This is a genomic window from Phenylobacterium kunshanense (assembly GCF_003254525.1).
GTDB classification, from domain to species: domain Bacteria; phylum Pseudomonadota; class Alphaproteobacteria; order Caulobacterales; family Caulobacteraceae; genus Phenylobacterium; species Phenylobacterium kunshanense.
Genome location: NZ_QFYS01000001.1, coordinates 83,484 through 108,847, shown reverse-complemented (window position 1 = coordinate 108,847; position 25,364 = coordinate 83,484). Strand labels below are relative to the sequence as shown.

26 protein-coding genes are annotated in these 25,364 nt (G+C 67.4%); 9 read left to right on the top strand and 17 right to left on the bottom strand.

Annotation, left to right across the window (positions count from 1 at the left end; genetic code table 11):
* Positions 1–20 precede the first annotated feature (20 nt).
* Positions 21–701: a hypothetical protein gene (locus tag DJ019_RS00525; RefSeq protein WP_205854055.1), complete on the top strand. Its 681-nt coding sequence runs from the start codon at positions 21–23 to the stop codon at positions 699–701.
* Here DJ019_RS00525 and tgt read toward each other — a convergent pair.
* Positions 698–1,819, bottom strand: coding sequence for a tRNA guanosine(34) transglycosylase Tgt (gene tgt, locus DJ019_RS00520; protein ID WP_111274040.1), 1,122 nt, complete (start codon positions 1,817–1,819; stop codon positions 698–700). The genes DJ019_RS00525 and tgt overlap by 4 nt on opposite strands.
* Complete coding sequence (gene queA, locus DJ019_RS00515) at positions 1,819–2,895, bottom strand: tRNA preQ1(34) S-adenosylmethionine ribosyltransferase-isomerase QueA (RefSeq protein WP_111274039.1); 1,077 nt, start codon at positions 2,893–2,895, stop codon at positions 1,819–1,821. Before queA ends, tgt begins: the two co-directional genes overlap by 1 nt.
* A 55-nt stretch (positions 2,896–2,950) precedes the next feature.
* Here queA and DJ019_RS00510 point away from each other — a divergent pair, with 55 nt between their 5' ends.
* Positions 2,951–3,886: an endonuclease/exonuclease/phosphatase family protein gene (locus DJ019_RS00510; RefSeq protein WP_165843841.1), complete on the top strand. Its 936-nt coding sequence runs from the start codon at positions 2,951–2,953 to the stop codon at positions 3,884–3,886.
* A 15-nt stretch (positions 3,887–3,901) separates the two neighbouring features.
* On the opposite strand, the gene DJ019_RS00505 is transcribed toward DJ019_RS00510, so the two are convergent.
* From DJ019_RS00505 to gyrA, 4 genes are all read right to left on the bottom strand, one after another.
* Complete coding sequence (locus DJ019_RS00505) at positions 3,902–4,363, bottom strand: peptidylprolyl isomerase (RefSeq protein ID WP_111274037.1); 462 nt, start codon at positions 4,361–4,363, stop codon at positions 3,902–3,904.
* Positions 4,363–5,226 carry a peptidylprolyl isomerase gene (locus tag DJ019_RS00500; RefSeq protein ID WP_111274036.1) on the bottom strand — a complete coding sequence of 288 codons (864 nt, stop codon included), beginning with the start codon at positions 5,224–5,226 and terminating at the stop codon, positions 4,363–4,365. Before DJ019_RS00500 ends, DJ019_RS00505 begins: the two co-directional genes overlap by 1 nt.
* A gap of 32 nt (positions 5,227–5,258) precedes the next feature.
* On the bottom strand, positions 5,259–5,753 hold the full coding sequence (coaD, locus tag DJ019_RS00495; RefSeq protein WP_111274035.1) for a pantetheine-phosphate adenylyltransferase: 495 nt from the start codon (positions 5,751–5,753) through the stop codon (positions 5,259–5,261).
* Positions 5,754–5,856: 103 nt separating this feature from the next.
* On the bottom strand, positions 5,857–8,640 hold the full coding sequence (gene gyrA / locus DJ019_RS00490; protein ID WP_111274034.1) for a DNA gyrase subunit A: 2,784 nt from the start codon (positions 8,638–8,640) through the stop codon (positions 5,857–5,859).
* Positions 8,641–8,804: 164 nt separating this feature from the next.
* Between gyrA and DJ019_RS00485 the strand changes: the two genes are divergently transcribed.
* Genes DJ019_RS00485 through DJ019_RS00470 form a run of 4 tightly spaced genes read left to right on the top strand, consistent with a single transcriptional unit; the run spans position 8,805 to position 12,260 of the window.
* Positions 8,805–9,851, top strand: a complete 1,047-nt coding sequence (locus DJ019_RS00485; protein ID WP_111274033.1) for a 2OG-Fe(II) oxygenase family protein — start codon at positions 8,805–8,807, stop codon at positions 9,849–9,851.
* Complete coding sequence (locus DJ019_RS00480) at positions 9,848–10,927, top strand: 2OG-Fe(II) oxygenase (protein WP_111274032.1); 1,080 nt, start codon at positions 9,848–9,850, stop codon at positions 10,925–10,927. The genes DJ019_RS00485 and DJ019_RS00480 overlap by 4 nt, the downstream gene beginning before the upstream one ends.
* 42 nt (positions 10,928–10,969) lie before the next feature.
* On the top strand, positions 10,970–11,419 hold the full coding sequence (locus tag DJ019_RS00475) for a DUF3617 domain-containing protein (RefSeq protein WP_111274031.1): 450 nt from the start codon (positions 10,970–10,972) through the stop codon (positions 11,417–11,419).
* A 46-nt stretch (positions 11,420–11,465) separates the two neighbouring features.
* A complete protein-coding gene (locus tag DJ019_RS00470; protein WP_111274030.1) occupies positions 11,466–12,260 on the top strand; it encodes a tryptophan 2,3-dioxygenase in 795 nt (264 codons plus the stop codon).
* A 3-nt stretch (positions 12,261–12,263) separates the two neighbouring features.
* Here DJ019_RS00470 and DJ019_RS00465 read toward each other — a convergent pair whose 3' ends face one another.
* Entirely contained in the window at positions 12,264–12,941 is a 678-nt protein-coding gene (locus DJ019_RS00465) for a Crp/Fnr family transcriptional regulator (protein ID WP_111274029.1), read from the bottom strand.
* A gap of 73 nt (positions 12,942–13,014) precedes the next feature.
* On the opposite strand from DJ019_RS00465, the gene DJ019_RS00460 reads away from it, so the two are divergent.
* Positions 13,015–13,851 carry a TauD/TfdA dioxygenase family protein gene (locus DJ019_RS00460; RefSeq protein ID WP_111274028.1) on the top strand — a complete coding sequence of 279 codons (837 nt, stop codon included), beginning with the start codon at positions 13,015–13,017 and terminating at the stop codon, positions 13,849–13,851.
* Between the two features lie 2 nt (positions 13,852–13,853).
* On the opposite strand, the gene ssb is transcribed toward DJ019_RS00460, so the two are convergent.
* The 10 genes from ssb to flbT form a co-directional block, all read right to left on the bottom strand.
* Positions 13,854–14,333 carry a single-stranded DNA-binding protein gene (ssb, locus tag DJ019_RS00455; protein WP_111274027.1) on the bottom strand — a complete coding sequence of 160 codons (480 nt, stop codon included), beginning with the start codon at positions 14,331–14,333 and terminating at the stop codon, positions 13,854–13,856.
* Between the two features lie 115 nt (positions 14,334–14,448).
* Positions 14,449–14,823 (bottom strand): hypothetical protein, encoded by a 375-nt coding sequence (locus tag DJ019_RS00450; protein ID WP_111274026.1) that lies wholly within the window; start codon positions 14,821–14,823, stop codon positions 14,449–14,451.
* 18 nt (positions 14,824–14,841) lie between these two features.
* Complete coding sequence (locus DJ019_RS00445; RefSeq protein WP_111274025.1) at positions 14,842–15,546, bottom strand: hypothetical protein; 705 nt, start codon at positions 15,544–15,546, stop codon at positions 14,842–14,844.
* Positions 15,547–15,591: 45 nt separating this feature from the next.
* Positions 15,592–18,351, bottom strand: coding sequence for an NHL repeat-containing protein (locus DJ019_RS00440; protein WP_111274024.1), 2,760 nt, complete (start codon positions 18,349–18,351; stop codon positions 15,592–15,594).
* A 135-nt stretch (positions 18,352–18,486) separates the two neighbouring features.
* Positions 18,487–19,320 (bottom strand): flagellin, encoded by an 834-nt coding sequence (locus DJ019_RS00435; RefSeq protein WP_111274023.1) that lies wholly within the window; start codon positions 19,318–19,320, stop codon positions 18,487–18,489.
* A gap of 179 nt (positions 19,321–19,499) precedes the next feature.
* Positions 19,500–19,808 carry a flagellar protein FlaG gene (locus DJ019_RS21110; RefSeq protein ID WP_111274022.1) on the bottom strand — a complete coding sequence of 103 codons (309 nt, stop codon included), beginning with the start codon at positions 19,806–19,808 and terminating at the stop codon, positions 19,500–19,502.
* A 136-nt stretch (positions 19,809–19,944) separates the two neighbouring features.
* Positions 19,945–20,760 (bottom strand): flagellin, encoded by an 816-nt coding sequence (locus DJ019_RS00425; protein WP_111274021.1) that lies wholly within the window; start codon positions 20,758–20,760, stop codon positions 19,945–19,947.
* A gap of 284 nt (positions 20,761–21,044) precedes the next feature.
* Positions 21,045–21,866, bottom strand: coding sequence for a flagellin (locus DJ019_RS00420; RefSeq protein ID WP_111274020.1), 822 nt, complete (start codon positions 21,864–21,866; stop codon positions 21,045–21,047).
* 292 nt (positions 21,867–22,158) lie between these two features.
* Complete coding sequence (gene flaF / locus DJ019_RS00415; RefSeq protein ID WP_111274019.1) at positions 22,159–22,524, bottom strand: flagellar biosynthesis regulator FlaF; 366 nt, start codon at positions 22,522–22,524, stop codon at positions 22,159–22,161.
* Entirely contained in the window at positions 22,484–22,909 is a 426-nt protein-coding gene (flbT, locus tag DJ019_RS00410; RefSeq protein WP_111274018.1) for a flagellar biosynthesis repressor FlbT, read from the bottom strand. Before flbT ends, flaF begins: the two co-directional genes overlap by 41 nt.
* A 217-nt stretch (positions 22,910–23,126) precedes the next feature.
* On the opposite strand from flbT, the gene DJ019_RS00405 reads away from it, so the two are divergent.
* Both DJ019_RS00405 and DJ019_RS00400 read left to right on the top strand, forming a co-directional pair.
* Positions 23,127–24,923, top strand: a complete 1,797-nt coding sequence (locus DJ019_RS00405; RefSeq protein ID WP_111274017.1) for a tetratricopeptide repeat protein — start codon at positions 23,127–23,129, stop codon at positions 24,921–24,923.
* A 64-nt stretch (positions 24,924–24,987) separates the two neighbouring features.
* Positions 24,988–25,311, top strand: coding sequence for a hypothetical protein (locus tag DJ019_RS00400; RefSeq protein ID WP_111274016.1), 324 nt, complete (start codon positions 24,988–24,990; stop codon positions 25,309–25,311).
* Positions 25,312–25,364 lie beyond the last annotated feature (53 nt).

The window sequence follows — 25,364 nt, the reverse complement described above, 5'->3', positions numbered from 1 at the left end:
CAGCGCCACAGGGCGGCGCCATGCTGAATGACATGCGCTGGATCGCTCTTCGTCTCGCCGTCACGACCGCCCTCGCCGTCAGCGTGGCGGGCGACGCCGCCAGCCAGACCAGGTCGACGGTCAGGCCGGCGGCAAAGGCCGCGCCCGCACCTCCGCCGCCGCCCGATCCCGACAACCAGGTGAAGACGTCGGACCAGCTCAAGCGCGAAAGCGTGCAGGGCGCCGTCACGGCTCCGCTGCGAGACCTCAATGTCGTGCGGGCGAAGATTCCCGAGGTGTTGCTGGACGCCCTCGCCGATCCCTACGAGCGCCCACCGGCCAAGTGGCGTTGCAGCCAGATCATCGCGTTGGTGAGACCGCTGGACGAGGCCCTGGGTCCGGACATCGACCGCATCCTGCCTGGCGACGAAAATCTGATGGACCGCGGCAAGTCCACCGCACTGGGCGCCGCAGCGGACCTCGCGTCCGACGCCATCCCGTTCCGCGGCTGGGTGCGCAAGCTCACGGGCGCGGAAGCCCACGACAAGCTTGTCCAGTCGGCGATCATCGCCGGCAATGTGCGCCGCGCCTACCTGAAGGGCCTGGGCGAATCGCGGGGCTGCATGCCTCCGGCGACCCCCTCCCACGAAAGGGCCGGAACCCCGCCGCCGAAGCCCGTCGGCCCCGGTGGCCGCTTTGCGCCTAAGTATCCGACCCGCTAGGGCGCGTTCCGCAACTGCCGGGAGGCGAAGCCTGCCCGGAACGCCTCCATGCGACCCTCGGCGATCGCCGCCCGCATCTCGGCCATCAGCGCCTGGAAGAAGGCCAGGTTGTGCCAGGACAGCAGCACCTGCCCCAGAATCTCGTTCGCCTTCACCAGGTGGTGCAGGTAGGCCTTGGAATAGTCCCGGCTCGCCGAGACCGGACTCGCCGCATCCAGCGGGGTGTCATCCTCGGCGAAGCGCGCATTCTTGAGGTTGATCGGACCATCCCAGGTCCAAGCCTGGCCGTGGCGGCCCGAACGGGTCGGCAGCACGCAGTCGAACATGTCCACGCCGCGGTAGACCGCCTCGACGATGTCGATCGGCTTGCCCACACCCATAAGGTATCGCGGCCGGTCGGCGGGCAGCATGGCGGGGGCGAAGTCCAGCACCTCCACCATGGCTTCGTGCCCCTCCCCCACCGCCAGGCCGCCGATGGCGTAGCCGTCGAAGCCGGTCTCGATCATCCGCTCGGCCGACTCGCGGCGAAGGTGCTCCCAGGTGCCGCCTTGCTGGATGCCGAACAGCGCCTGCGCCTCCCGCGCGCCGAACGCGGCCTTCGAGCGATCACCCCACCGGGCCGAGCGGCGCATGGCGTCGGCCGCCCGCGTCTCGTCGGCCGGCAGGGCCACGAGTTCGTCGAGTTGCATGACGATGTCCGAGCCCAGCAGGTCGGCCTGGATTTCCATTGACCGCTCGGGCGACAGGACGTGCCGACTGCCGTCGAGGTGGCTCTGGAAGGTAACGGCCTCCTCGGTGACCTTCGAGATCTTGGACAGGGACATCACCTGGAAGCCGCCACTGTCGGTGAGGATCGGCTTCTCCCAGCGCATGAAGCGGTGGAGGCCCCCCATCCGCCGCACCCGCTCGGCCGTCGGTCGCAGCATCAGGTGGTAGGTATTGCCCAGGATGATGTCCGCCCCGGTGGCGGCCACCTGCTCGACGGTCAGCGCCTTCACCGTGCCCGCGGTGCCAACGGGCATGAAGGCGGGCGTGCGGATCTCGCCGCGCGGGGTGGACAGCACGCCGGTCCGCGCGCGGCCATCGCTCGCCGCGACCGTGAACGGAAACGCCCCCATCAGACCTCCCTCCAGAGCAGGCTCGCGTCGCCGTAGGAGTAGAACCTGTAGCCGTCGGCAATGGCGTGGGCGTAAGCCGCCTTCATGGTCTCGAAGCCCGCGAAGGCGCAGACCAGCATGAACAGGGTCGACTTGGGCAGGTGAAAGTTGGTCATCAGCCCATCCACGGCCCGGAAGCGGTAGCCGGGGGTGATGAAGATCGCCGTCTCCGCGGCGAACGGCCGGATGGCGCCGGTCTCGTCCGCAGCGCTCTCCAGCAGGCGCAGGGATGTGGTGCCGACACAGATGACCCGGCCGCCGGCGGCGCGCGCAGCATTCAGTCGGTCAGCCGTGGCCGCGTCGATCTCGCCCCACTCGGCGTGCATGCGGTGATCCGCCAGTTCGTCGGTCTTCACCGGCAGGAAGGTGCCGGCGCCCACGTGCAGGGTCACACGCTCGAATCCCACGCCCATGGCTTCGAGCCGTCCCAGCAGTTCCGGGGTGAAATGGAGGCCGGCGGTCGGCGCGGCGACCGAACCGTCCTCGGCCGCATAGATCGTCTGGTAGTCCGCCCGATCCTGGGCGTCCTCACCTCGCTTGGCCGCGATGTAGGGGGGCAGCGGCATCATCCCGCGCTCGGCGATGGCGGCCATCAGATCCGGCCCGGAGAGGTCGAACGCCAGGGTCACCTCGCCGCCTTCACCCTTTTCCCGCACCGTCGCGTCTAGCGCCCCCAGCAGGCAGGCCCGATCGGACGGCTCTCCGAAGCTGATCCGATCGCCGGGGGCCAGCTTCTTTCCGGGCCGCATGAACGCCGTCCAGACATGCCCGGAAAGCTGGCGGTGCAGGGTCGCCTCGACCGCCACCCGGCTCTCCCCGCGCAGCCGCACGCCCTTGAGCCGCGCCGGGATCACCCGGGTGTCGTTCACCACCAGCACGTCCCCGGCGCGCAGCAGGCCGGGAAGATCGCGAACGTGCAGATCCCGGAGCGCCGCGCCGGGCTCGACCAGCAGAAGTCGCGCGGAATCACGCGGGATCGCGGGCCGGAGCGCGATCCGCTCTTCGGGCAGGTGGAAATCGAAGTCGGCAAGCTTCATGAAGGGCGAGGTCAAGCGCATGTGGGCGCGTCCGCGTCAAGATCGGGGTGTCGGGTTGGGGTCGCTTCGTCGGGTCGTTGGGCCAATCGCCCTGGCGCTGCTGGCCGTAGTCGTCGGGCTCGCGGCCCTGCTCGCGGTGGCTGCGTTCGGGTTTGACGTGCTGTCGCACTTTGCGCCCGTCTACCTCGCGGTGGGACTGGGCGGGGGCTTGACGGCGGTCGCGCTGCGTCGCCTGCAGACTAGCCGTTTCATCCTGGCCTGCGGCCTGATCGCGACTCTCGGCGCCGGGGCCCTGATGGCGCCCGAATTTCGTCGCGAGCCGGCGCAACAGGCGCCCGCGAGTACCGCCGGCCAGATCAAGCTGATCCAGCTCAACGCCTATAAGCGCAACGCCGACATCCGCCGGGTCGCCGATTGGCTGATCGCCCAGGACCCCGACATCGTCACCCTGCAGGAGGCCCGCCACGACCTGCGCGACGAGCTGATGCGCCGCACGGACTGGCAGGTCGCCGGGGCGAAGGAGCATGTGATGATCTTCAGCCGCGCCCGCCGAATTCGGATGGTGCGGCCTCCCCTCAAGCACGGCGGCCTCACCTATCTCAATGCGACCTACGCCGGCCCGACCGGCCCCTACGAGGTCATCACGACCCACTTCGACTGGCCGACATCGCCGACCTACCGGCGCCAGCACGAGGACCTCGCAGGCCTGACGGCCGCCCTGCCGCGCGACCGGATGATCGTCACCGGCGACCTCAACACGACGCCGTGGTCCAGGGCCCTACGGCGCACCGATGCGGCGCTCGGGCTCCATCGGGTGGACCGGGCCATATTCTCCTGGCCGGCCCGCGTCCACGGAAAGGCCTGGCCCGTTCCTGTCCTGCCGATAGACCACGTGTACGTCGGCCGCGGCTGGCGGATAGTCAGCATCGAGCGTGGTCCGTCCCTGGGGTCGGACCACTACCCGCTGGTCGTCATCCTGACGCCAAACTGACGTTCGCTCGAGGCCTCAGGCGTCCGCGGCGACCTTCATCGAGACGATCTTGCCGGGCTGGCGCGGCGGCTCGCCCTTCGGCAGGGCGTCGACGTGTTCCATGCCCTCGGTCACCTCGCCCCAGACGGTGTATTGGCCGTCCAGGAAACGGGCGTCGTCGAAGCAGATGAAGAACTGGCTGTTGGCCGAGTTCGGATTGGCGGTTCGCGCCATCGAGCAGACGCCCCGGACGTGGGGCTCCCGGCTGAATTCCGCCGGCAGGTCGGGCTTCTTGGAGCCGCCCATGCCGCTGCCGGTCGGGTCGCCGCCCTGGGCCATGAAGCCCGGGATCACGCGATGGAACACCACGCCGTCATAGAAGCCCTCGCGAGCCAGCGACTTGATCTGCTCCACGTGCTTCGGGGCCAGGTCGGGCCGAAGCTTGATCGTCACGGGGCCGCTTTCCAGCTCCATGACCAGGGTATTTTCAGCGTCCATCACTTCACCTCGACTGGAATATTGACGTCACAGGCCGAGAAGTTCGCCCCGCCGGCCGCGCGGGCCCGGGCGATCTCGGCCTTGAACCATGGGCCGGCCGGGTCGATGACCCGGATCTTCGGCCGTTCCTTCTCAGGAATATCGCTGAGCAGGCGCAGCCGTTCCATCCGATCCTGCGGCTCGGGGACGGGCTCGCCGGCCTTGATCGACGTGACGACCGACTGCCCGGAGATCACCCGGCCCCATGCCGTGTACCGGCGCTCCAGCTTCGGATAGTTGGCGCGCATCAGGAAGAACTGGCTGTTGGCGGAATCCTCGGCCTCGCCCCGCGCAGCGCCGGCGACGCCGGGGCAGTACAGCGCGTACCCCGAGACCTTTCCGTCGCGCGTCATCGGGGCCAGCATGAACGACTGGGTGGCGACCGGAAGCGACTTCACGAAGCCGATCTCGGCCACGCTCTGATCCTGCGCCAGCGTGAAGGGGGTCTGCGGCCCGCGCCGGAACTGGAACTCGGCCTTCACGTCCGGCTTGCTCGACGAGCCGGTGCCGCGGTTCTCCGGATCTCCCGTCTGGGCCATGAAATCGTCGATGACCCGGAAGAACGTCTGGCCGTCGTAGAAGTGCTCGCGCGCCAGCTCGCGGTAGCGCGTCGTGGCCAGCGGCGCCACCTCGGGGACCATCTCGACGATGATCCGGCCCTTGTTGGTGTCGATCACCAGAACGTCGTCGGGATCGGGCGTCCGCCAGTCGGCGGCGGTGGGCGCGCCGGCCGGCACGGGCGCAGGGGCTGCTGACGGCTTCTTCTGGGCGAAGGCGGGGGTCGCCGCCACGGCGGCGGCGATCAGGGCGGTCGCAAGCTTCATGGCGCTCTCGTAGCCGCCGATTGCGGCGGCGGCTAGGCCCGGCCGACCTTGGCCAGCAGGCGTTCCTTGACCGACGGGCTGACGAATTTCGTCACGTCCCCGCCCAGGACCGCGATCTCCTTGACGAGCTTCGAGGCGATCGCCTGGTGCCGCGGGTCGGCCATGAAGAACACCGTCTCGATCTCGCGATCGAGCTGCTGGTTCATGGCGGTCATCTGGAATTCGAACTCGAAGTCCGCCACGGCCCGCAGGCCGCGCACGATCACCTGAGCGCCCATCTCGCGGGCGAAGTGCATGGTCAGGCCCTCGAAGGGCTGGACCACGATTTCGGCCTGATTGCGGAGGGGAGCGACCGCCTCCTCGACGATGGCGACCCGCTCGTCGAGGTCGAACAGCGGGCCCTTGCCAGCGTTGATGGCCACACCGATCACAAGTCGGTCCACCAGCTTGGCCGCACGGCCCATGATGTCCGTGTGCCCATTGTGAATGGGATCGAACGTACCCGGATAGAGGCCGACGCGGGTCATACGCAAAGGGTCCCCCAACACCACCTGTCGCCCTTTCGCCGTGGAAGCGTCATCTGGCAAGCGGAAAACGACCTGCCGCAACGGGACCCCCGGCGTCCGGGGGTCAGGCCTCGCCCTCCGGAGTCGATTCGTCGCCACCCTCGGTCGTGTCGGCGTCGACTTCATCCTCTCCTTGATCGGCCAGGCGCTCCACCGACACCACGTGCTCGTCGGCGCTGGTCCGGAAGATGATGACGCCCGAGGTGTTGCGCCCGACCATGCGGACCTGGCTGACCGGCGTGCGGATGAGTTGGCCCTGGTCGGTGACGAGCAGGATCTGATCGCCTTCGTCCACCGGGAACGAAGCCGCCAGGCGGCCGCCCCGCTTGGTGAGATCCTGGGCCAGGAGGCCCTGACCGCCACGACCGGTGCGCCGGAACTCGTAGGCCGAGGTCCGCTTGCCGTAGCCTTCAGTCGAGACGGTGAGGATCACTTCCTCGGCGGCGCCCAGCTCGGCGATGCGCTCTGGCGACAGGGCGGCCTCGCCCACGGCTTCGTCCTCGTCTTCGGTCCCCGCGGCGTCCTCGACGTCCTCCGCCTCGCCGCTGGCCGCACGGCGCATGGCGTTGGCGTGTTTCACATAGGCCGCGCGCTCGTCGGCAGTGGCGGCCACCGAGCGCAGGATCGCCATCGAGATGACGCTGTCGCCCTCGGCCAGGCGGATGCCGCGGACCCCCGTCGAATCACGGCCGACGAACACCCGAACCTCCTCGGTGGCGAAGCGGATGCAGCGGCCCAGGGCCGTCGTCAGCAGGATGTCGTTCTGCGTGGCGTTGCAGACGCCCACGCCGATGATGGAGTCACCCTCGTCCAGCTTCATGGCGATCTTGCCGTTGCGCTTGATGCCGATGAAGTCGGAGAGCTTGTTCCGGCGGACATTGCCCGACCGCGTCGCGAACATCACGTCGTACTGGTCCCAGGTCGCCTCGTCCTCGGGCAACGGCAGGATCGAGGTGATGCTCTCGCCCGGCTCGATCGGCAGCAGGTTCACCCAGGCCTTGCCGCGCGACGTCGGCGTGCCGACGGGCAGGCGCCAGACCTTGAGCTGGAACGCCTTGCCGCCCGACGAGAAGAACAGCATCGGCGTGTGGGTGTTGGCCGAGAAGACCCGAGTGACGGCGTCCTCTTCCTTCGTCGCCATGCCCGAGCGGCCCTTCCCGCCCCGGTGCTGGGTCCGGTAGATCGCGAGCGGCGTGCGCTTCACATAGCCGCCGTGGGTCACGGTGATGACCATGTCCTCGCGGGCGATGAGATCCTCGTCCTCGACGTCCGCGTCGCCCTCGACGATCTCGGTGCGGCGAGGAACGGCGAACTGGGCCTTCACCTCCTCCAGCTCTTCGCGGACGATGGCCATGACCTTCTCGCGGCTGGCCAGGATCTCCAGGTGGCCGCGGATGGTGTCGGCCAGCTCGCGCGCCTCGCCAAAGATCTCGTCCCGGCCGAGGCCTGTGAGACGCGACAGCGTCAACGCCAGGATCGCACGGGCCTGCTCATCGGTGAGCCGGATCTCCTTGCCATCGACCACGATGGTGCGGGGGTCGGCGATCAGCTCGACCAGCGGCAGCATGTCGCCCGCCGGCCAGTCGCGCGCCACCAGACGCTCGCGAGCCTCGGTCGGGTCCTTGGACGAGCGGATGATGTGGATGAATTCGTCGATGTTGGCCACGGCGATGGCCAGGCCCACCAAGACATGGCCCCGGTCGCGGGCCTTGGAGAGCTCGAACTTCACCCGCCGGACGACCACCTCTTCGCGGAAATCCACGAAGGCGGTGATCATGTCCTTCAGGCCCATCTGCTCGGGCCGGCCGCGGTTCAGCGCCAGCATGTTGACCCCGAACGAGGTCTGCAGCGGCGTGAAGCGGTAGAGCTGGTTCAGCAGCACGTCGGCCGAGGCGTCGCGCTTCATCTCGATGACGATGCGCATGCCCTGGCGGTCGGATTCATCACGCAGGTCGGCGACGCCCTCGACGCGCTTCTCGCGCACCAGCTCGGCGATGCGCTCGACCAGCGCGGCCTTGTTCACCTGGTACGGGATGGCCGTGATGATGATCGCCTCACGATCCTTACGGATCTCCTCGACGTTGGCGATGCCGCGCATGATCACTGAGCCGCGGCCGGTCATCAGCGCCGTCCGCGGGCCCGTGCGGCCCACGATCTGGCCGCCCGTCGGGAAGTCGGGGCCCGGCACGATATCGAGCAGGTCGTCGAGGCCGATATCAGGGTTGTCCACATAGGCCAGGCAGGCGTCGACCACCTCACCAAGGTTGTGCGGTGGGATATTGGTGGCCATACCCACCGCGATGCCGCCGGCGCCGTTCACCAGCAGGTTCGGGATGCGCGAAGGCAGCACCACCGGCTCCTGCTCGGAGCCGTCGTAGTTGTCCTTGAAGTCGACCGTGTCCTTGTCGAGGTCCGCCAGGATCGCCATGGCGGCGCGGGTCATGCGGCTCTCGGTGTAGCGCATGGCCGCGGGCGGGTCGTTGTCGACCGAGCCGAAGTTGCCCTGGCCGTCGATCAGCAGCAGGTTCATCGAGAACGGCTGCGCCAGGCGGACCAAGGTGTCGTAGATCGCGACGTCGCCGTGCGGGTGATACTTACCCATCACGTCACCGACGACGCGGGCAGACTTCACATAGCTCCGGTCAGGGGTGTGCCCCTGCTCGCCCATGGAGAACAGAATCCGCCGGTGCACCGGCTTCAGGCCGTCGCGCACGTCGGGCAGCGCGCGGCTGACGATCACGCTCATGGCGTAATCGAGGTACGAGCGCTTCAGCTCGTCTTCGATCGCGATAGGGGCGATACCCCCGGGCCCGTGCTCGGGAGGGGTCGTGGTGCTGTTGTCGGTCAAGGGAGGGAAACGCCGTTCGAATCGGACTGGTTAGATACGTCCCTCAATTAACACCCTGAACCCGCCTACGCCAAATTCGCGCGTGCACGCACGCGTACGCGCGCGCGGCTGGGGTACGGCCGGGGCCCGTGACGTTTGCCCCGCAAGCCCTTAGGTTCCGCCCCATGGCTTACCTTCCTGGCCAGCCCGTGCCCTGGTTCACGGCTCCGACCGCATCCAGCCCGGCTTTCGTGCTGGACAGCGCGGCCGGACGCTATGTCGTGCTGCTGCTTCTCCCCGAGGAGCCAGCCGCCAGGAGCGAGGCCATTCGGACCCTCGCCACGCATCAGCGGATGTTCGACGACAGTCGGACCACCGCCGTGGTCGTGCTCCGCGACCCCAGCTGGGTCCAGGGCGCGCGAGACATTCGGGGCCTGAGATGGGTCCACGATTCCAGCGGCCGGATCACCGAGCTGTTCGGTCCGGAGCCGCACTGGCTGCTGCTCGATCCGACCCTGCGGGTGATGGCCTCGGCGCCGATCGCGGACGGCGCCGCGCTGCTGGCGCGCCTGCCCACCCTTCCGCCGCCGGCGGAACACGCGGGCGTCCCGATGCACGCGCCCGCCCTGATCGCGCCGAGAGTCTTCGAACCCGAGCTCTGCGAGGAACTGATCCAGCGCCATCAGGCGCAAGGCGGAGCCTTCACCGGCGTCATGCGCGATCAGGGCGACCGCACTGTGGCGGTCATGGATGAGCTGAAGAAGCGCCGGGACATCTGGCTTGAGGACCCCGAACTCCGCGATGCGATCGCCGAACGACTGCATCGCCGCCTCTTTCCCTTCATCAGGCTGGCCCTGGGCTTCGCCGCCACCCGCATCGAGCGCTACCTCGTCAGTTGCTACGACGCGGCCGACGAGGCCGTGTTTCACCCCCACCGCGACAACACCACCCAGGGAACCGCCCACCGCCGTTTTGCCTGCTCGATAAACCTGAACGACGACTTCGACGGCGGCGACCTGCGGTTCGGGGAATACGGGATGAGCACCTACCGCCCACCGGTCGGCGGCGCCGTGGTGTTCTCGTGCGCGATCCTGCACGAAGCGACCCGGGTGACGCGCGGCCGCCGCTACGCCTTCCTGCCTTTCCTCTTCGACGAGGACGGCGCGACCGTGAGGGCTGCCTATGAGGCCCGCGTCGCCGGCCTGGCTCCCGCGGAAGGAACACCCGCATGAGCTCCCGCTGGACCCTCCCGCCGTTCACCATCGGCGAGATCGCCCCCAACTTCATGGCGTCCACCCGGACCAACCCGACCTACCATTTCAACACGGCGGCCGGGCGCTACGTGCTGCTCGCGTTCATGCCGGCCGACCAGGCTCGCCGCGGCGCCGCCCTCGCCGCCTTCCAGCGGATCAGCCCCCAGTTCGACGGCCACCGGCTCGCGGCCTTCTTCGTCACGCCGTCCGCGCCCGGCGAGGACACGCCAGCCGACCGAATCCCGGGCCAGCGTTGGCTGTTCGACGCCGACGGTGAGGTTCGCCGCCGCTATCATCTCGGCGAGGACCAGGGCGCCTGGTTCCTCCTCGACCCCGCGCTCCGTCTGATCACCCAGGCGCCGCTCGACGCGGCCGAAGGACTGTTCGACCAGATCCTCGCGCTGCCGTCCGTGGAAGACTACGCCGGCGTCCCGCTCGTCGCGCCGGTGCTCATCGCGCCGCGGGTTTTCACGGTCGACCTCTGCCAGCGCCTGATCGGCTACTATGACGAGCGCGGCGGCCTGCGATCGGGCGTGATGCGCGATATCGATGGCAAGACGGTCGGCGTGCTGGACCCGATGAAGAGCCGGCGGGACGCAATCATCGAGGATGAATCCCTGCAGAGGGAGGTCGTCGGCGCCATCAGCCGCAATCTCACGCCGATGATCCGGCGGGCCCTGCAATTCCGGGCCACGCGGCTCGAACGCTATCTGGTCGCCCGGTACGCCGCCGACGAAGGGGGATACTTCAAGGCCCATCGCGACAATGAGACGCTCGGCACCGCCCACCGGCGCTTCGCCTGCTCAATCAACCTGAACGACGACTTCGACGGCGGCGACCTGCGGTTTCCCGAGTTCGGCCGGCGCACCTACCGCCCCCCCGTCGGCGGCGCGGTCGTGTTCTGCTGCAGCCTCCAGCATGAGGCCACACCGGTAACCCGGGGTCAGCGGTATGCCTTCCTTCCGTTTCTGCACGATGAGGCGGCGCAGAAGATCCGCGACCAGAACCGGGGCTTCATCGACAACAGCCGCCCGGCCGTCGAGTCGGTGGCCTGAGCCCGCCACCATGCCGCCGGAATCCTGCGCAGAGTCCGCCCCATGACCCGCCTGCCCCCCGCCCTCCTGGCGCTTGCCCTCGCCGCCCCCACGCCGGCCGCGAGCGCGCCGGCGATCAAGCCAGGCTACTGGGAATCCACCAATCGCCTTCTCTCGCCCATCAAACAGAGCAAGACCGAGAAGCGGTGCATCACTCCCGCGGACGTGGACAAGTTCATGGCCGGCCCGTCCAACCGACATTATGCCTGCACCTACCCCACCAAGGTCATTTCCGGCGGCCAGATCCGCCTCAAGGGCACCTGCGTCAGCAAGAAGGGACGCAAGGTGGCGGTGCAGGGTTCGGGCGCCTACACGCCCACCAGCTTCAACCTGACGGCCGAGATCGCCACCGAGTTTCTCGGCCTCGACATCGCGGGGAAGGCCAGCACCGAGGCCCGGCGGATCGCGGACGTCTGCCCGCCGCCCGAGCCGAAGACGGAGGCCGGGAACTGACCACCACGCCTTGACTTGGGACGGCTGACCAGCCTCCCTCCCCTGCGTGACTCAGCCCCGCATCACCTACGCCAGCTACCTGGGCCTGGAGCAGCTGCTCGCCGCCCAGCATCCCACGACCGACCGCCACGACGAGCTGCTGTTCATCGTCATCCACCAGACGAAGGAGCTGTGGCTCAAGGAGATCATCCACGAGGTGCGCCTGGCCAAGGCGCTGGTCCGTTCGGGCGAAGTGGAGCCGGCCTACAAGGCCCTGGCGCGGGTCTCCCGCATCCAGACGATCATGACGCTGTCGTGGGACGTCCTGGCGACCTTGACGCCTGCCGACTACCTCAGCTTCCGCGATGGCCTCGGCAGCAGCTCCGGCTTCCAGTCGTGGCAGTTCCGCACCTTGGAGTACCTGCTGGGCCTGAAGGACGCCTCGTTCCTCGCCTTTCAGGACGAGGGCTCCGAGGCCATGGCGGTCCTGAAGGCCGCCCTCGAAGCGCCTAGCCTCTACGACGACGCCATCCATCGCCTGGCCGCACACGGACTGGCGATCCCGGCCGAGGTCCTGGCGCGCGACGTGTCCCAACCCTATGCGCCGTCGCCCGCCGTCGAGACCGCCTGGCTCGCCGTCTATCGCGACACCGCCCGCTACTGGGAGCTCTACCAGCTCGCCGAGAAGCTGATGGACCTCGACGACGCCCTCCTCACCTGGCGCCACAAGCATATCCTGACGGTCGAGCGGGTCATCGGCGGCAAGCGTGGCACAGGCGGCACCGAAGGGCGGGGCTATCTGCAACGCACGCTCGAAAGACGCTGCTTCCCGGAGCTCTGGTCGCTCAGGACGCAGCTCTGATCCTCAGCTCCCGGCGATCCGGCGCAGCGCCGCGCGGTCGACCACCTCCACCACCCCGTAGCGACGGCGGACAAGCCCCTGCCGCTCGAAGTCGCCCAGATACCCGTTCACGGTCTTGCGGCTGAGGCCCAGCATTTCCGCCAGCGCTTCCTGGCTGAGCTGCAGGGCGCCCGCCTCGGTCCCGCTCAACAGGTCCAGCCGCGCCGCCAATCGCTGCCGGGGCGCCAGGGCGATGGTCTCCGCCGCAAGCTGCAGCAGCCCCCGCAGTTGGAGATACAGCAGCCCCGCGACGGCCTCCCAGATCCTCGGCGTTTCAGTGGCGATACGCCCAAGCGCCCGATCGGACACCTGCAACAGCACGCATTCCGCCTGGCAGATCACCGTCACCAGCCGCGGCCCACCGCCGAACCGCGTCGTCTGACCGATGGCCGCGCCGGGCCCGGCCTGACCGATCAGCACCTCCCGGTCTCCAGGCGCCTTGCAGAGAAGCTGCGCCACGCCGGCGAGCACGACGAGCACTCCGGCTTCATCATCGCCCTCGGCGTGAGCCCACTGGCCCGGCGCCAGACGTACGATCCTGCCGTGCGCGAGAAGCGCCTTAACCAGGTCGGACCGATCGCCTGCGAGCCAAGCCGCGCGTTCGAGATGGTGGCGCGCGAGCGCCCGATCTGCAGCGTCCATCCAAAATCGTAACGAAAGTTACAGTCCCACGTCATCCCCCACGCGATGGTTCGACGAAATGGGAGACGCGCCGATGACGACGACGACGTTGCGGATTCGCCCGCTGGAGGGCTGTGGGGCGATGGTGGAAGGACTGGACGTCCGCCAAGCTTCAGACCAGGACATCAAGGCCCTGCGCGAAGCGATCTTTCATCGCGGCGTCGTATTCCTGCGCGAGCAGACCCTGACCCCGGAAGACCAGATCGCCTTCGCCCGGCGCATCGCCCCGATCGTCGTCAACCGCTACTTCCCGAAGACCGAGAAACACCCCGAAATCGCCAAGGTCGAGAAGTCCGAGACCCAGGTGACGAACATCGGCGGTGGCTGGCACACAGACCACAGCTATGACGCCGCGCCGGCCATGGGCTCGGTCCTTCTTGCCGTCGATACACCGCCCAGCGGCGGCGACACCCTGTTTGCCGATATGTACGCCGCCTACGAGGCTCTCCCACCGTCGACCAGGGCGCGCATCTCGCGCCTACGCGCGCGCCACGCCTCGGCTCACGTCTTCGGCGAGGGCGGCGGATACGCCCGGAGCGACCGGCCGGAACTGTCGGGGCACGCAGAGACGCCGGAGGCGGTGCACCCAGTCGTGATCACCCACCCCGGCAGCGGTCGACAGGCATTGTACGTCAATCCCGCCTTCACCGTGGAAATCGTGGGCGTCCCGCCGGAGGAGAGTCGCGCCCTGCTGCTCGAACTCTACGAGCACGCCGTTCAGCCTCGTTTCGTTCGCCGCTTCCAGTGGCGCCCAGGCTCGATGGCGATCTGGGACAACCGCTGCACCTGGCACAACGCCATGAACGACTATCAGGGCCACCGTCGGCTGATGCACCGCATCACGCTCGACGGCGTCCCCCTCGCGGCTTGATCCTAGAAGGGAATTTCGTCGTCCAGGTTGGCGGAGAAGTCTTCCCGTGGGCCGGAGCCGCCGGCGCGGGGGCCAGACGAGAAACCGCCGCCGCTGGAATAGCCGCCTTCGTCCCGCTCGCCCTCGCCGCCCCGGCCGTCGAGCATGGTGAGTTCGCCGCGGAACTTCTGCAGCACCACTTCGGTGGAAAACTTCTCCTGGCCCGATTGGTCGGTCCACTTCCGGGTCTGGAGGCTGCCCTCGATGTAGACCTTAGAGCCCTTGCGCAGGTAGTTCTCGGCCACCTTCACGAGGTTCTCGTTGAAGATCACCACCCGATGCCACTCGGTCTTTTCCTTGCGCTCGCCGCTCGAGCGGTCGCGCCAGGTTTCGGAGGTGGCGACCCGCAGGTTGGCGACCCGATCGCCAGAGCCCAGCGCGCGGATCTCCGGATCCGCGCCGAGGTTGCCCACCAGTATGACTTTGTTGACGCTGCCCGCCATTTCGATCTCGTGCCTTGGTTTCCGTAGAAGCGGGCCGAACGCCCGGACGCCACGCTAGCGCCGCGCCGATCCGTTAACAAGCATATGTTCTATTTTCGTTCCAGGCCGTCCACAGCTATTGCTGCGGCATGGCGCCTGGAATGGCCAGCCGGCCGTCTCCCGTCCGCACCAGGGCCACATAACGGGGCCCCTCCAGCGAGGTGGACGTGAAGATCCCCTCCTTTTGCAGGAACAGGAAATTGGACTGATAGGCGCCGTAGAGTTCCTGCTGCGTCCCGCCCATCCGGAGGAACTTGATCCGCATCGCCTCAAGGTTGGCGGCGCACTTCTCCAGGCTCTCGGTGGTGACCAGCTTGTTGTATTTCAGCGAACCATCGGCCTGCGGAACCACGTGATAGCAGACACCAGGCTCGCCCGGCGGCGTGGTCTTCTTGGCGCAGGCGCTTAGCGCCAGGGTGACAGCGAGGAGGATGACGGGCTTCAGGGTCATGCCGTCAGCCTAACAGGCTCATTGCACGGGCGGGAGACTGCAATCGGGCGCCTGAGGGGCGATCGGCCGGAAGGTGCGGTTGTCGTCCGAGACCTCCAGACGCCCGGTGACCAGACGCAGGGTCTGCTGGCCGTGGCGGCCATAGCTGGCCTGGCCGGGCTTCTCGCAGCGCCCGGCGAACAGTGTTTGGACACAGGCGTCCAGGTCCATGTCCCCCAGACGCCGCCAGCGGCCGCCTTCATAGCGACGACAGGTGGCGACCGCCCCATCGGGCGCAGGGGCCTCGGCGTCCGTTGCGGGCTCGACGATCTCCGGCTCGGGAGCGGCCTCCACATCGTCTTCCTGCGGCGGCAGTGGAATGAGCATCTGCCCAGCCTCATCGGCCGCAGCGAGCGCGCCGGTCTCGTCGATGCCCACGTCGAGCGCGTCCGTAGCCACGCCGTTCCGCTGGGCGCAGGCGGCGAGACTGAGTTCACCGACGTACCGACCCTGCACGAAGCAGCGCAGCGGCTTGCCGGCCTCGGCCGTCCCGTCCCCCTCGCCGCTGGAGTCGATCACCAGCCCGCCTTCCGATGCGGGCGGCGGCGCCCGGCGGCTACTGTCGCCCGACACCAGCAGCCACGCGATGACCGCGCCCGCGAGCAACGCAACCACGGCGCCGATCGCCACCAGCGGCGGGCCGCGACGCGGTTTGGGCTCGGGCGCGGGGTCTGGGGTCGCCATGGGGCTTGGCTACCGCCCTCGGGGACGGCTTTCAAGCGGCGAGGATCAGCCGCCCAGGCGTGCGAGCGCGGCCTGGTAGTTGGCGATCTGGTTGCTGAGGTAGGCCGGGACGGGGCCGCTGGCCGCCGCCGCCGCCGCCTGGGCCGACCGTGGATTGGCCGCTGCAGCGAGATCCTTGTAGACCTGTCGGACGATACCCATCGCCGAACCGATCTCGGCGAGCGCATGCTTGCGCTCGAGATCGTCCTTCAGGTTGAGGTCGCTGGGCAGCCCCAGGCCGTACAGCATCGACTTGCCGTCGGCGGGCACGGTCTTGCCGTCCGCCATCTTGGTCTTGCGGACGATGCCCTCGGGAATCCCCAGCATTTCCAGGGCGTTCTTGTCCGTCTTGCCCGGCCCGAATTCCAGCGTCACGCGATCCGTGGTCGGCTCGATCCGGAGATAGCGACGCCCTTCAGCCGTGGCGATGGTGACCTTGGCCTGGAAGCCGCTGGCGCGGCGGATCTTCTGGGCCAGGGTGTCCAGGGTCTCGCCCTCGTCGATGGTGATCGTCGAGTTGCGGCCAAGCCCGGTCTTCAGCGTGAACTGGTCGCCGCCGCGGAGGCTGGTCGCCGCCGTGAGGCGCGAGGAATCCGTCATGTCCAGCTCGCCCTTGGGCAGGCCGATGCGGTCCAGAACACTGGCGCCCGTGGTGTCCACCGCGATCGCGGTCGGCGCCGCGCGGCCGTCCTTGCCCGTGAAGCGCCGCGACCAGGCCACGGTTCCGGTCCCGATGTCGAGACGCGCCAGGAAGCCGTCCTTGACGCCGACCTTGTCGGGATAGCCCGGCAGGTCGGTCCCGGCGGAGCCGCCGATCCAGACCTGGCCCCCGCTCACCGCCAGAGAGGTGGCGCTATCGTCCCCTGCCCCGCCGTAGTACGCGACCTGCCCGCCCCCGCTGAGGTCGGCGGACATGCGGGCGGCGAACGCATCGCTGCCGCCGGCGTGGGCGTTGGTGACAGTGAGCCCGTTGAGGCTGGGATTGCCTGCGGTCCCCGCGACGATCAGGTTGCCGCCATCCATCGCCAGGCCGGTGATCTGGCCACCCTGCAGGTCGCCCAGGTCTCGCGTCGAGGTGAGCACCGGCGTTCCGCCCGAGACGTCATAGCGGCGCAGGACGCCCCGGCCGTCCTCATTGCTGGCGACGACGATCGACGTCCCGTCGACGACTAGGCCCGCGGGCTTGTCGGCGCCCGCCGTGCCGAAGCTGGTCGTGAACAGCGTCTGCACCTTGCCGGTCGCGTCGGCCTTGAAGGCCTCGATGTAGCCGTCGGTCCCCCCGATGGCGGAGGTCCCCGGCATCGCCGAGTCCGCGCGGCCCGAGACGTAAACCGTGCCGTCGGCGCCGAACGCCACCTCGCTGGCCTCGTCCCCCTGGCGCGCCCCGCGGCGCTGGGTCCAGAGTTCCTGCCCCTCGGCGTCGAAGAGCGTGACGAAACTATCGGTGTTGGCCGCAAATGCGCCTGTGGAATTGAGCGGGCCGTTCGTCGAACCGGCAAGTTCCCCCTTGACCGAGCCGGCCACCGCAATCTTCCCGTCTGCGCTGAGCGCCAGGCCCAGTCCGCTGGCTTCGTCCGACGCGCCCAGCGTCCGAGCAAAGACCAACTGGCCCGCGGCGTCATATTTCAGCAGGGCGACATCCTGGTCGCCCTTGATCTCCTGACCGGCGACCTTGTCGGTCACGTCGGCCAGCATGTAGATCGACCCGTCGGACCCGACGACCTGCTCTCGGATGGTCTTGACCTCAGGCCCGAGTGTCTTGGCGAACACCCGCCCGTCGACCCAGTTCGCCTCGGCCGTCGGCTGCAGGGGCGACGGGACGTTGGTCGTGTCGGTCTGGAATTTGAGGAACTGCGCAGCCTCGGTGCTGTCCTGGGTCGTGCTCTTGCCGTCGGGATCGGGATTGCCGGCGTTCTGCGCCACGTAGACGGCGCCTGCCGTGGCCGAGGCCGCAAAGCTCAGCGTCTCGCCGGCGGCCACCTTGACCTTCAGGGCCCACTGGTCGGGATTCTTGCCGATCTCGATCGTCTTGCCACCGACCGTGGTCGTCTTTGCCGTGCCTGCGATGCGTTGCGAGGCCACGCGTGCGTCGACGCCCGCGGCCTGAAGTTGTTGATTTATGTAGCTGACAACATTGCCCATCGAGCGGGTCTGGCCGCCCATGCCCGCAAGGTCGATGGGCACATTGACCGTGGAGCCAGACCGCTTGATGGAAATGTCGAACTGAACATTGCCGGTGAAGGCCGGCACGACGTTCTCGCTGGACCCGCTGACCAGCGGCGGGGTGACATACTCGGTCTTGGTCCGCGGCACGCCGACGGTCTTTGCGGAGATCGCGGTCTCGCCCTGGATCATCCGGAACTTGTCGACGTCGAGGTCCGCGACATAGCCCGAAATCTCGCTGAGCCCGCGCGCGAAGGTCTGGCTCAACTTGGTCTGTTCGAGGCTGGTGAGCCCCTTGGCCCCAGCCCGTTCGGCCACGCCCATCAGGGCGCCCAGGCCCTGGTAGAGCGCGAACAGCTTCCTGTAGTCGGCGCTGGCGCCCTTGATATCGAGGACGGTGCCGCCTTCGTTGACGAATTTGCGGCCGGCAAGGGCGGCCTTGACCGCAGCGCTCGTGTCGGCGGCGGACGTTTCCTGGTTCCAGGGCGCCGTCGGCGTGGTTCGCCTCGTGGTCGTCGTGCTTGCGGCCACGGCGCTCCCCGCCGCGCCATAGCGCGACTGGTAGATGCCCAACAGCAGGCTCGAATCGATCGATGTGACCATGCGACCCGGTTCCGCGGAGCACACCTCCGCCATCTCACCTTAGGCGGACATCCCTTACCGCCCGTTAACCCGCGAAAGAAAAAGGGCCCGGTCGCCGCGCGACCGAGCCCTCTTCTACGCCCCAACGGAAAGGAGTTAGCCGCCCTGGAAGAGCTGCAGCACGATCTGTGGCGCGGAGTTGGCGATCGAGAGCGCCTGGGCGCCGAGCTGCTGCTGCACCTGAAGCGCCTGCAGCCTGGCGCTCTCCTTGGCCAGGTCGGCGTCCACCAGGTTTCCGACCCCCGATTCGAGCACGTCGGTCAGTTTGGAGACGAACTCGAGGTGCGCTTCGAGCTGTTTGGCCTGGGAGCCGAGATTGCCGAGCGCCTGGTTCACGTTGCCGATCGAGGCGCTGAGCTGCGCCAGAGCCGCAGACGCGAGGGCCACGGTGCTGATCGACGACGTCGCGGGGATGGTGATGTTGCCGCCGCCCAGCGCCAGGGTCCGGGTCGACAGCGTCAGTCGCGAGGTGGCCTCAGCATTGGCGAGGAACTGGATGTCGCCGCCCGAACCGGTGAGCAGGTTCGCCCCGTCGAACGAGGAATTGGTCACCACCTGGGTGATCTGGCGGAGGATGGCCTTGTAGTCGGAGTCCAGCGCGGTCCGCGACGCCGTGTCGAGCGACGTGTCCATCGCCGCGACCACCTTCTCCTTCAGCTGCACCAGCAGGTCGGAGATGGTTTCACCGGCAGACAGCGAGACTTCGGCGATCGAGTTTGCGCGCTCCAGGCTCATCCGGACGGCGCCGAGCGCGCCGATGTCGGCCCGCTGTCCCTGGGCGATGGCCCAGACCGCCGCGTTGTCCTTGGCGTTGTTGATCTTCAGACCCGTGTTGATCTTGTTCTGAACGTCGCCCAACTCGTTGTTGGTCTTGTTCAGGTTCTGCAGGGCCGTCAGCGCAGCCTTGTTCGTGTGGACGCTGAGGGTCATCACGCTCTCCTAGCGGTGCTCCGGGCGGCGCGACTCGCAACCCGGCGTTACCGTGACCCTAGGAACTCGTGGTGAGCAGATGGTTAACACGCTTAACCATAAGCGCCGCCGCCGGCGCGGCCGGGGCGGTCGGGACAATATGTCCTAGGCGCGCGGGATCGCCGCGCCCTCTTTACTGATCAGGCCTTGGTGCGGATCACCGAACCGGTCTCGTACTCGGCGCCATCCTTCATCCGCAGGACCTCGGCCCTGGGCAGTTGCAGGATGACCTCGCCGGTGAGCCGGTTGATGGTCTTGTAGACGTAGGATCCGCTGGCTTGATCCATTTCTATGACCAGTCGCATTTCGACCTGATCGGGCGCCGGGGGCGCTTCTGGCTTGGGCTTAGGCGCGGGTTCCGACTCACGGCTCTGGGCCGTGGGCAGGCTTGGCGTCTGTAGCTTGGCCGGATCAGGCTGGGGCGCGTTGGCCGCGGCCTTGGTGTCCATCTCTCCTCTCGCCACGCTTCTGCGCAGCGCTCCGGATGAAGCGGAGACGGGCGAGGAAGCTCACAAGAACCCCCTCGCCCGCCGACGCATGTTGCCGTCCGCGGAGCCCGGTCAGGCTCCGCGGCCGCGCGGGCCTTTAACGGAAGAGGCCCAGCAGGATCGAGGACGACTGGTTGGCGATCGAAAGCGCCTGGACGCCCAGCTGCTGCTTGGTCTGCAGCGCCTGGAGCTTTGCGCTTTCCTTCGCCAGGTCGGCGTCGACGAGGTTACCCACCCCGGCGTCGATCGTGTCCTGCAGCTTGCTCACGAAGGTCAGGTGCGAGCCGAGCGCCTTGGCGCCGGTGCCCAGCTTCGACAGCTTGCTCGACACGCCGGCGATCGCGGTGTTGAGCGCGCCGATCGCGGTGCTGGCGTTGGTCTTGGTCGTCAGCGAGCTGCCGACGATCGCCAGCGCCGTCACGGTCAGGTCCTGAGCCGACACGGTGATCACCGACGAAGCGTCGGCGTTCGCCAGCGCCTTCACGTCGACGCCGCCGTTCTTGATCAGGTTCGAACCGTTGAACTCGGCATTGTTCACGGCCTTGGAGATCTGGGCCTTGAGCGAGGTGAATTCGTCGTTGAGGGCCGTACGGCTCGTCGAATCCAGACCCGCGTCAGCCGCCGCGAGGGCCTTCTCCTTCATCTGCAGCAGCAGATCGGAGATGCTTTCACCGGCCGAGATCGCAACTTCCACGGTCGACTGACCGCGCTGCAGCGATTCCTTGACGGAGTTCAGGGCGTTGGACGTCGCGCGCTGGTTCTGGGCGATGGCCCAGACGGCGCCGTTGTCCTTGGCCGAGGCGACCCGCTTACCCGTGTTGATACGCGACTGGGTAGAGGCGAGGTCGGAGTTGGTGGAGTTCAGGTTCTGCAGGGCGATCATAGCCCCGACGTTGGTGTTCACCGAATTCATCGGTTGAGTCCTTCTTCTCAGGATCGACCATCATTCTGAGGGCCGAGGGCGTTTTGCCCGGAGAGAAGGGAGCAAGTTCCGCGCCAGCGGAGGGATCAGCCGGAATGCGTGCATCTAGCTGATTTTATTGCATTATAGAGCTGTTAGGGTTGCCGTCAATCGGCATTTTCTGCCCAGTGGGCGGCCTGGTCGGCAAAAATTGCCCGGTCCGGGCGGCAATATCGTCCCGGCGGGTCAAAAAGGTGCCGCTGGGCGGGCCGAAGCCCGCCCAGCGGTAGCGCGACCTATCGGAACAGACCCAGCAGGATGCCGGACGACTGGTTGGCGATCGAAAGCGCCTGGACCCCGAGCTGCTGCTTCGTCTGCAGCGCCTGGAGTTTCGCACTTTCCTTCGCCAGGTCGGCGTCGACCAAGTTGCCGATACCAGCGTCGACCGTGTCCTGAAGCTTGCTGATGAAGTTCAGGTGCGAGCCGAGCGCCTTGGCGCCGGTGCCCAGCTTCGACAGCTTGCTCGACACATCGGTGATCGCCGCGTTGAGCGCACCGATCGCCGTGCTGGCGTTGGTCTTGGTGGTCAGCGAGTTGCTGACGATCGCCAGGGCAGTGATGGTCAAGTCCTGAGCCGACACGGTGATCACCGACGAGGCGTCGGCGTTCGCCAGCGACTTCACGTCCACGCCCCCAGCCTTGATCAGGTTGGAGCCGTTGAACTCGGCATTGTTCACAGCCTTGGAGATCTGGGCCTTCAGCGACTTGAACTCATCGTCCAGAGCCGTACGGCTCGTCGAATCCAGACCCGCGTCAGCCGCCGCGAGGGCCTTCTCCTTCATCTGCAGCAGCAGATCGGAGATGCTCTCGCCCGCCGAGATCGCCACTTCCACGGTCGATTGACCGCGCTGCAGCGATTCCTTGACGGAGTTCAGGGCGTTGGACGTCGCGCGCTGGTTCTGGGCGATGGCCCAGACGGCGCCGTTGTCCTTGGCCGAGGCGACCCGCTTACCGGTGTTAATCCTGCTCTGGGTGGTGGCCAGCTCCGTGTTGGTGGCGTTGAGGTTCTGCAGGGCGACCATCGCGCCCACGTTGGTGTTAACCGAGTTCATCGGCATGGGTAGTTCCTTCCATTCTGGAATAAGCATCCCGGCTTTTGCCAGGCGGCGGTTCTTCGCCGAGGAACGCCACGCAAGACGCGGGCCAGCGCGGTAACCACGATCTGGGCGTCAAGCACATTGTTTTTGCTTAATATTATGAAGAACGCCGATCATCGACGTTAGCCATTTCCTGCCGCCCGGCAGAACCTGCCGCGACGGCCCCGGCAATGCCCTGCAACTGCCGCCTCGCGCGCAAACAAAAGGGGCCGCGGTCTCCCGCGGCCCCTCGCAACACGTCGTCGGCAGATGGTCAGGCGGCGGCCTGAGCGCCTCCCGACAAGCCCTGCATGATCATACGATTGATCTCGATCAGCGGCTCGATCTCTTCCTGCTTACGGATCACCAGGCTGGTGTGCTTGCCCACCCAGATACTCAGCGAGATGATCGAGGCGCGAAGCGGCGGGGGCAGCCCGTTCTCCGGCTTGCCGCATTCCGAAGCCAGCGTCGACCAGACGCGCCGGTTCCAGTCGAGCGCGTCGGCCCGGCCACCGATGTCGTTGGCGTCGAGCTTCTGCGCCTCCATGAGCGCCCGGGTCACCTGCGCGAACAGGCGGTATTCGAGGTCGCGCGGGCTCTCAGCCCGCGTCGCCGCCTGCTGGTACGCCTGAAGGGACATTCCCCAGCCTTTCGTCTTCGTATTCGATGAGCTTCCGGCACAGCATCAGCGCCTTGTAGTACTCGCGCTCCATGCAATGCTTGGAGATATCCACGCAGTCGGCCAGCACCGAGGGGTTCGCAATGACCCCCATGAACTCGGTGAGCCGACGAACGAATTCCGAATAGTACCGCTCGGCGTTACCGCCATCGAGGTACATCATCATCACAGGGAAATAGATCCGACGCGCCGGCGTCTGGACCTCCGTTTCCTGCATGATGTCCTTTTCCCGCAGGACCGACGCCTTGTTCTGCAGAACCAGCACCGCACGGCGGTCTCCGTTCTGCACAACCGCGCCGTTGAGGACGAATTTCTCGCCCGGCTTCAGAGACAGTTTGAGCGGCAAGTCCCGTCCCCTCGTTGCGTCGACGCCCGCATGGCGCGATTCGATATCGACATATTCGCGCCGGTCGCGAACGACCGCATCAAGAGGCTTAATGGGCGGCGGTTAACGGCCCCTTGTCGAACATGCCCTGAGCACGGCTGCGGCCGAATAGCGCAGCTTAAGAGCGCATTAAGCATAACACGGGAGGTAGATGTCTCCAGTCTTCAGGAGCCTCAGCATGGCGGCGAACGCCTTCAATAGCGCCTCCTCCCCCCTGGCCCTGCAGGAGGCGGTCGCCACCCCTCCGAAGGGCTCGATGGGTGAAATGGGCGAAGCGGGCGGGAAAGACGCCCTCGCCCGTCTCAATGAAGCGCTCAAGGAACTGAAGGCCGTCGCCGCCGCGCCGCTTCTCAAGAGGGCGATCGACGCTCTCAACCGAGAAGACTTCGTCAATGGAGGCAAGTGGGCGCTCAAGGCCCTGGAGAAGGACGAGCGCAACGGGGTCGGCTGGTATCTTCTGGCCATCGCCCGCGAACGGGCCGGCGATTTCGAGAGCTCGATCAAGGCCTACGAGGCCGCGCTGCAACTTCTCCCCAACCACGCCGATGTGGCCAACGACCTGGGGCGACTCGCCTTCCGGATGGGGATGCCGGTCCAGGCGGAGAAGCTGTTTCGCCACTTCATGGCCCAGTCGCCCGAGAAGGTCGACGGCATCAACAACCTCGCCAGCGCCATTCGCGAGCAAGGGCGGCACGAGGAATCCATCGAGATCCTCAAGGAGGCGCTCGCCCAACACCCCGAGTCGGCCCTGCTCTGGAACACGCTCGGCACGATCATGAACGAGCAGGCTGAGTTGAAGAACGCCGCCCTCTTCTTCGGCGAAGCCTGCAGGCTGGATCCGAAGTTCGCGAAGGCGCGGTACAATCTCAGTCAGGTCAAGATCGCGCTCGGTGATCCGACCGGCGCGCTGGAGGACTGCGACACGGCTCTGAAGCTGCGTGGCTCGACCGCCGACGACCGGGAGATGATGCGGCTCGCCCGGAGCAACTACCTGGTCGCCCTGGGCCGTCTCAAGGAGGGGTGGGACGAATACGAGGCCCGCCTGTCCTCGCAGTTCGCCGATGTCACTCACTTCGCGATCGACCGGCCGCGGTGGAAGCCCGGCATGGACGTCGCGGGCAAGACCTTCCTGGTGGTGGGCGAGCAGGGCCTGGGCGACGAAGTCCTGTTCGCCAACGTCTTGCCCGATCTTCTGGAAAAGCTTGGACCGAACGGAAAGCTGCGGCTGGGCGTGGAGAAGCGCCTGATCCCGCTATTCCAGCGCACCTATCCGGACGCCGACGTCACGCATCACCGGACCATCGCCTATGCGACCCGTCCCTTGCGGAGCCTGCCCGAGGCCGACCTGTCGAATGTCGACCTATGGACGCCGATCGGCAGCCTGCTGCGGGAGTTCCGCCCCTCGGTGGAGGCGTTCCCGGCACGACCGCAGTTCCTCACGGCCGACCCCGAGCGAGTCGCCCACTGGAAAGCGACCCTCGAGCAGGCCGGGCCGGGCCCCAAGGTCGGCCTCCTATGGAAGAGCCTGATCAGCAAGGACGCCCGTCACCGCTACTTCTCGCCCTTCGAGCTCTGGGCCCCGATCCTGCAGACGCCGGGGGTCTCCTTCGTGAACCTGCAATACGGGGACTGCTCGGCGGAGATCGAACTCGCCGAGCGGGAACTGGGCGTGAAGATCTGGCAACCGCCTGAGATCGACCTTCGGCAGGATCTCGACGACGTCGCCGCGCTCTGCTGCGCGACCGACCTCGTGATCGGCTTCTCCAATGCGACATTCAACCTTGGAGCGGCCACGGGCGCCAAGTCCTGGCTGATTTCGAACCCGGGGTCATGGACCCGGCTGGGGCAGCGGGAAAACTACCCGTGGTACCCTCGGGCACGGGTCTTCTCGTCGCCGAGTCTCGACGAATGGGAGCCGGTGATGGGCGAGGTCGCACAACAGCTCGCCGCCTGGGTGGACAGTCCGGAACGTTGATCCCGTCAGCGGGTTTTCCTAACGCAGCCGCGACCATTCCGGCCGCCGCAGTCAGGAGGCCCCGATGTCTGGCGAACCCTTCGAACCCGGCAACACGTTCGACGACCAGGACCAGTCCGAGGCTTTCGACGAAGAGATGACGGTCGGCGCTGATCGTCCGCCCACAACCATCGAAACACGCAGCTTCGAGGATCTGCCCGACGTCGAGGATCTTACCCGTGCCGTGGGCGACCGCGACGACGACGAAGCCCTTGCCCTCGACGCTGCCGAATTCGACGCCGAGTCGGTCGGAGACGCCGATCTCGAGGACGATCATGAACTCGACTACCGGGCCGTGACCGCCGAACGCGAGGACGATCTCGACGGGCTGGGCGCCGAGGAGCCCTGATCAGCCGACGGCGTCGACGCGCGACCGCGACTCGGCGCATCGGTCGGGCGGAG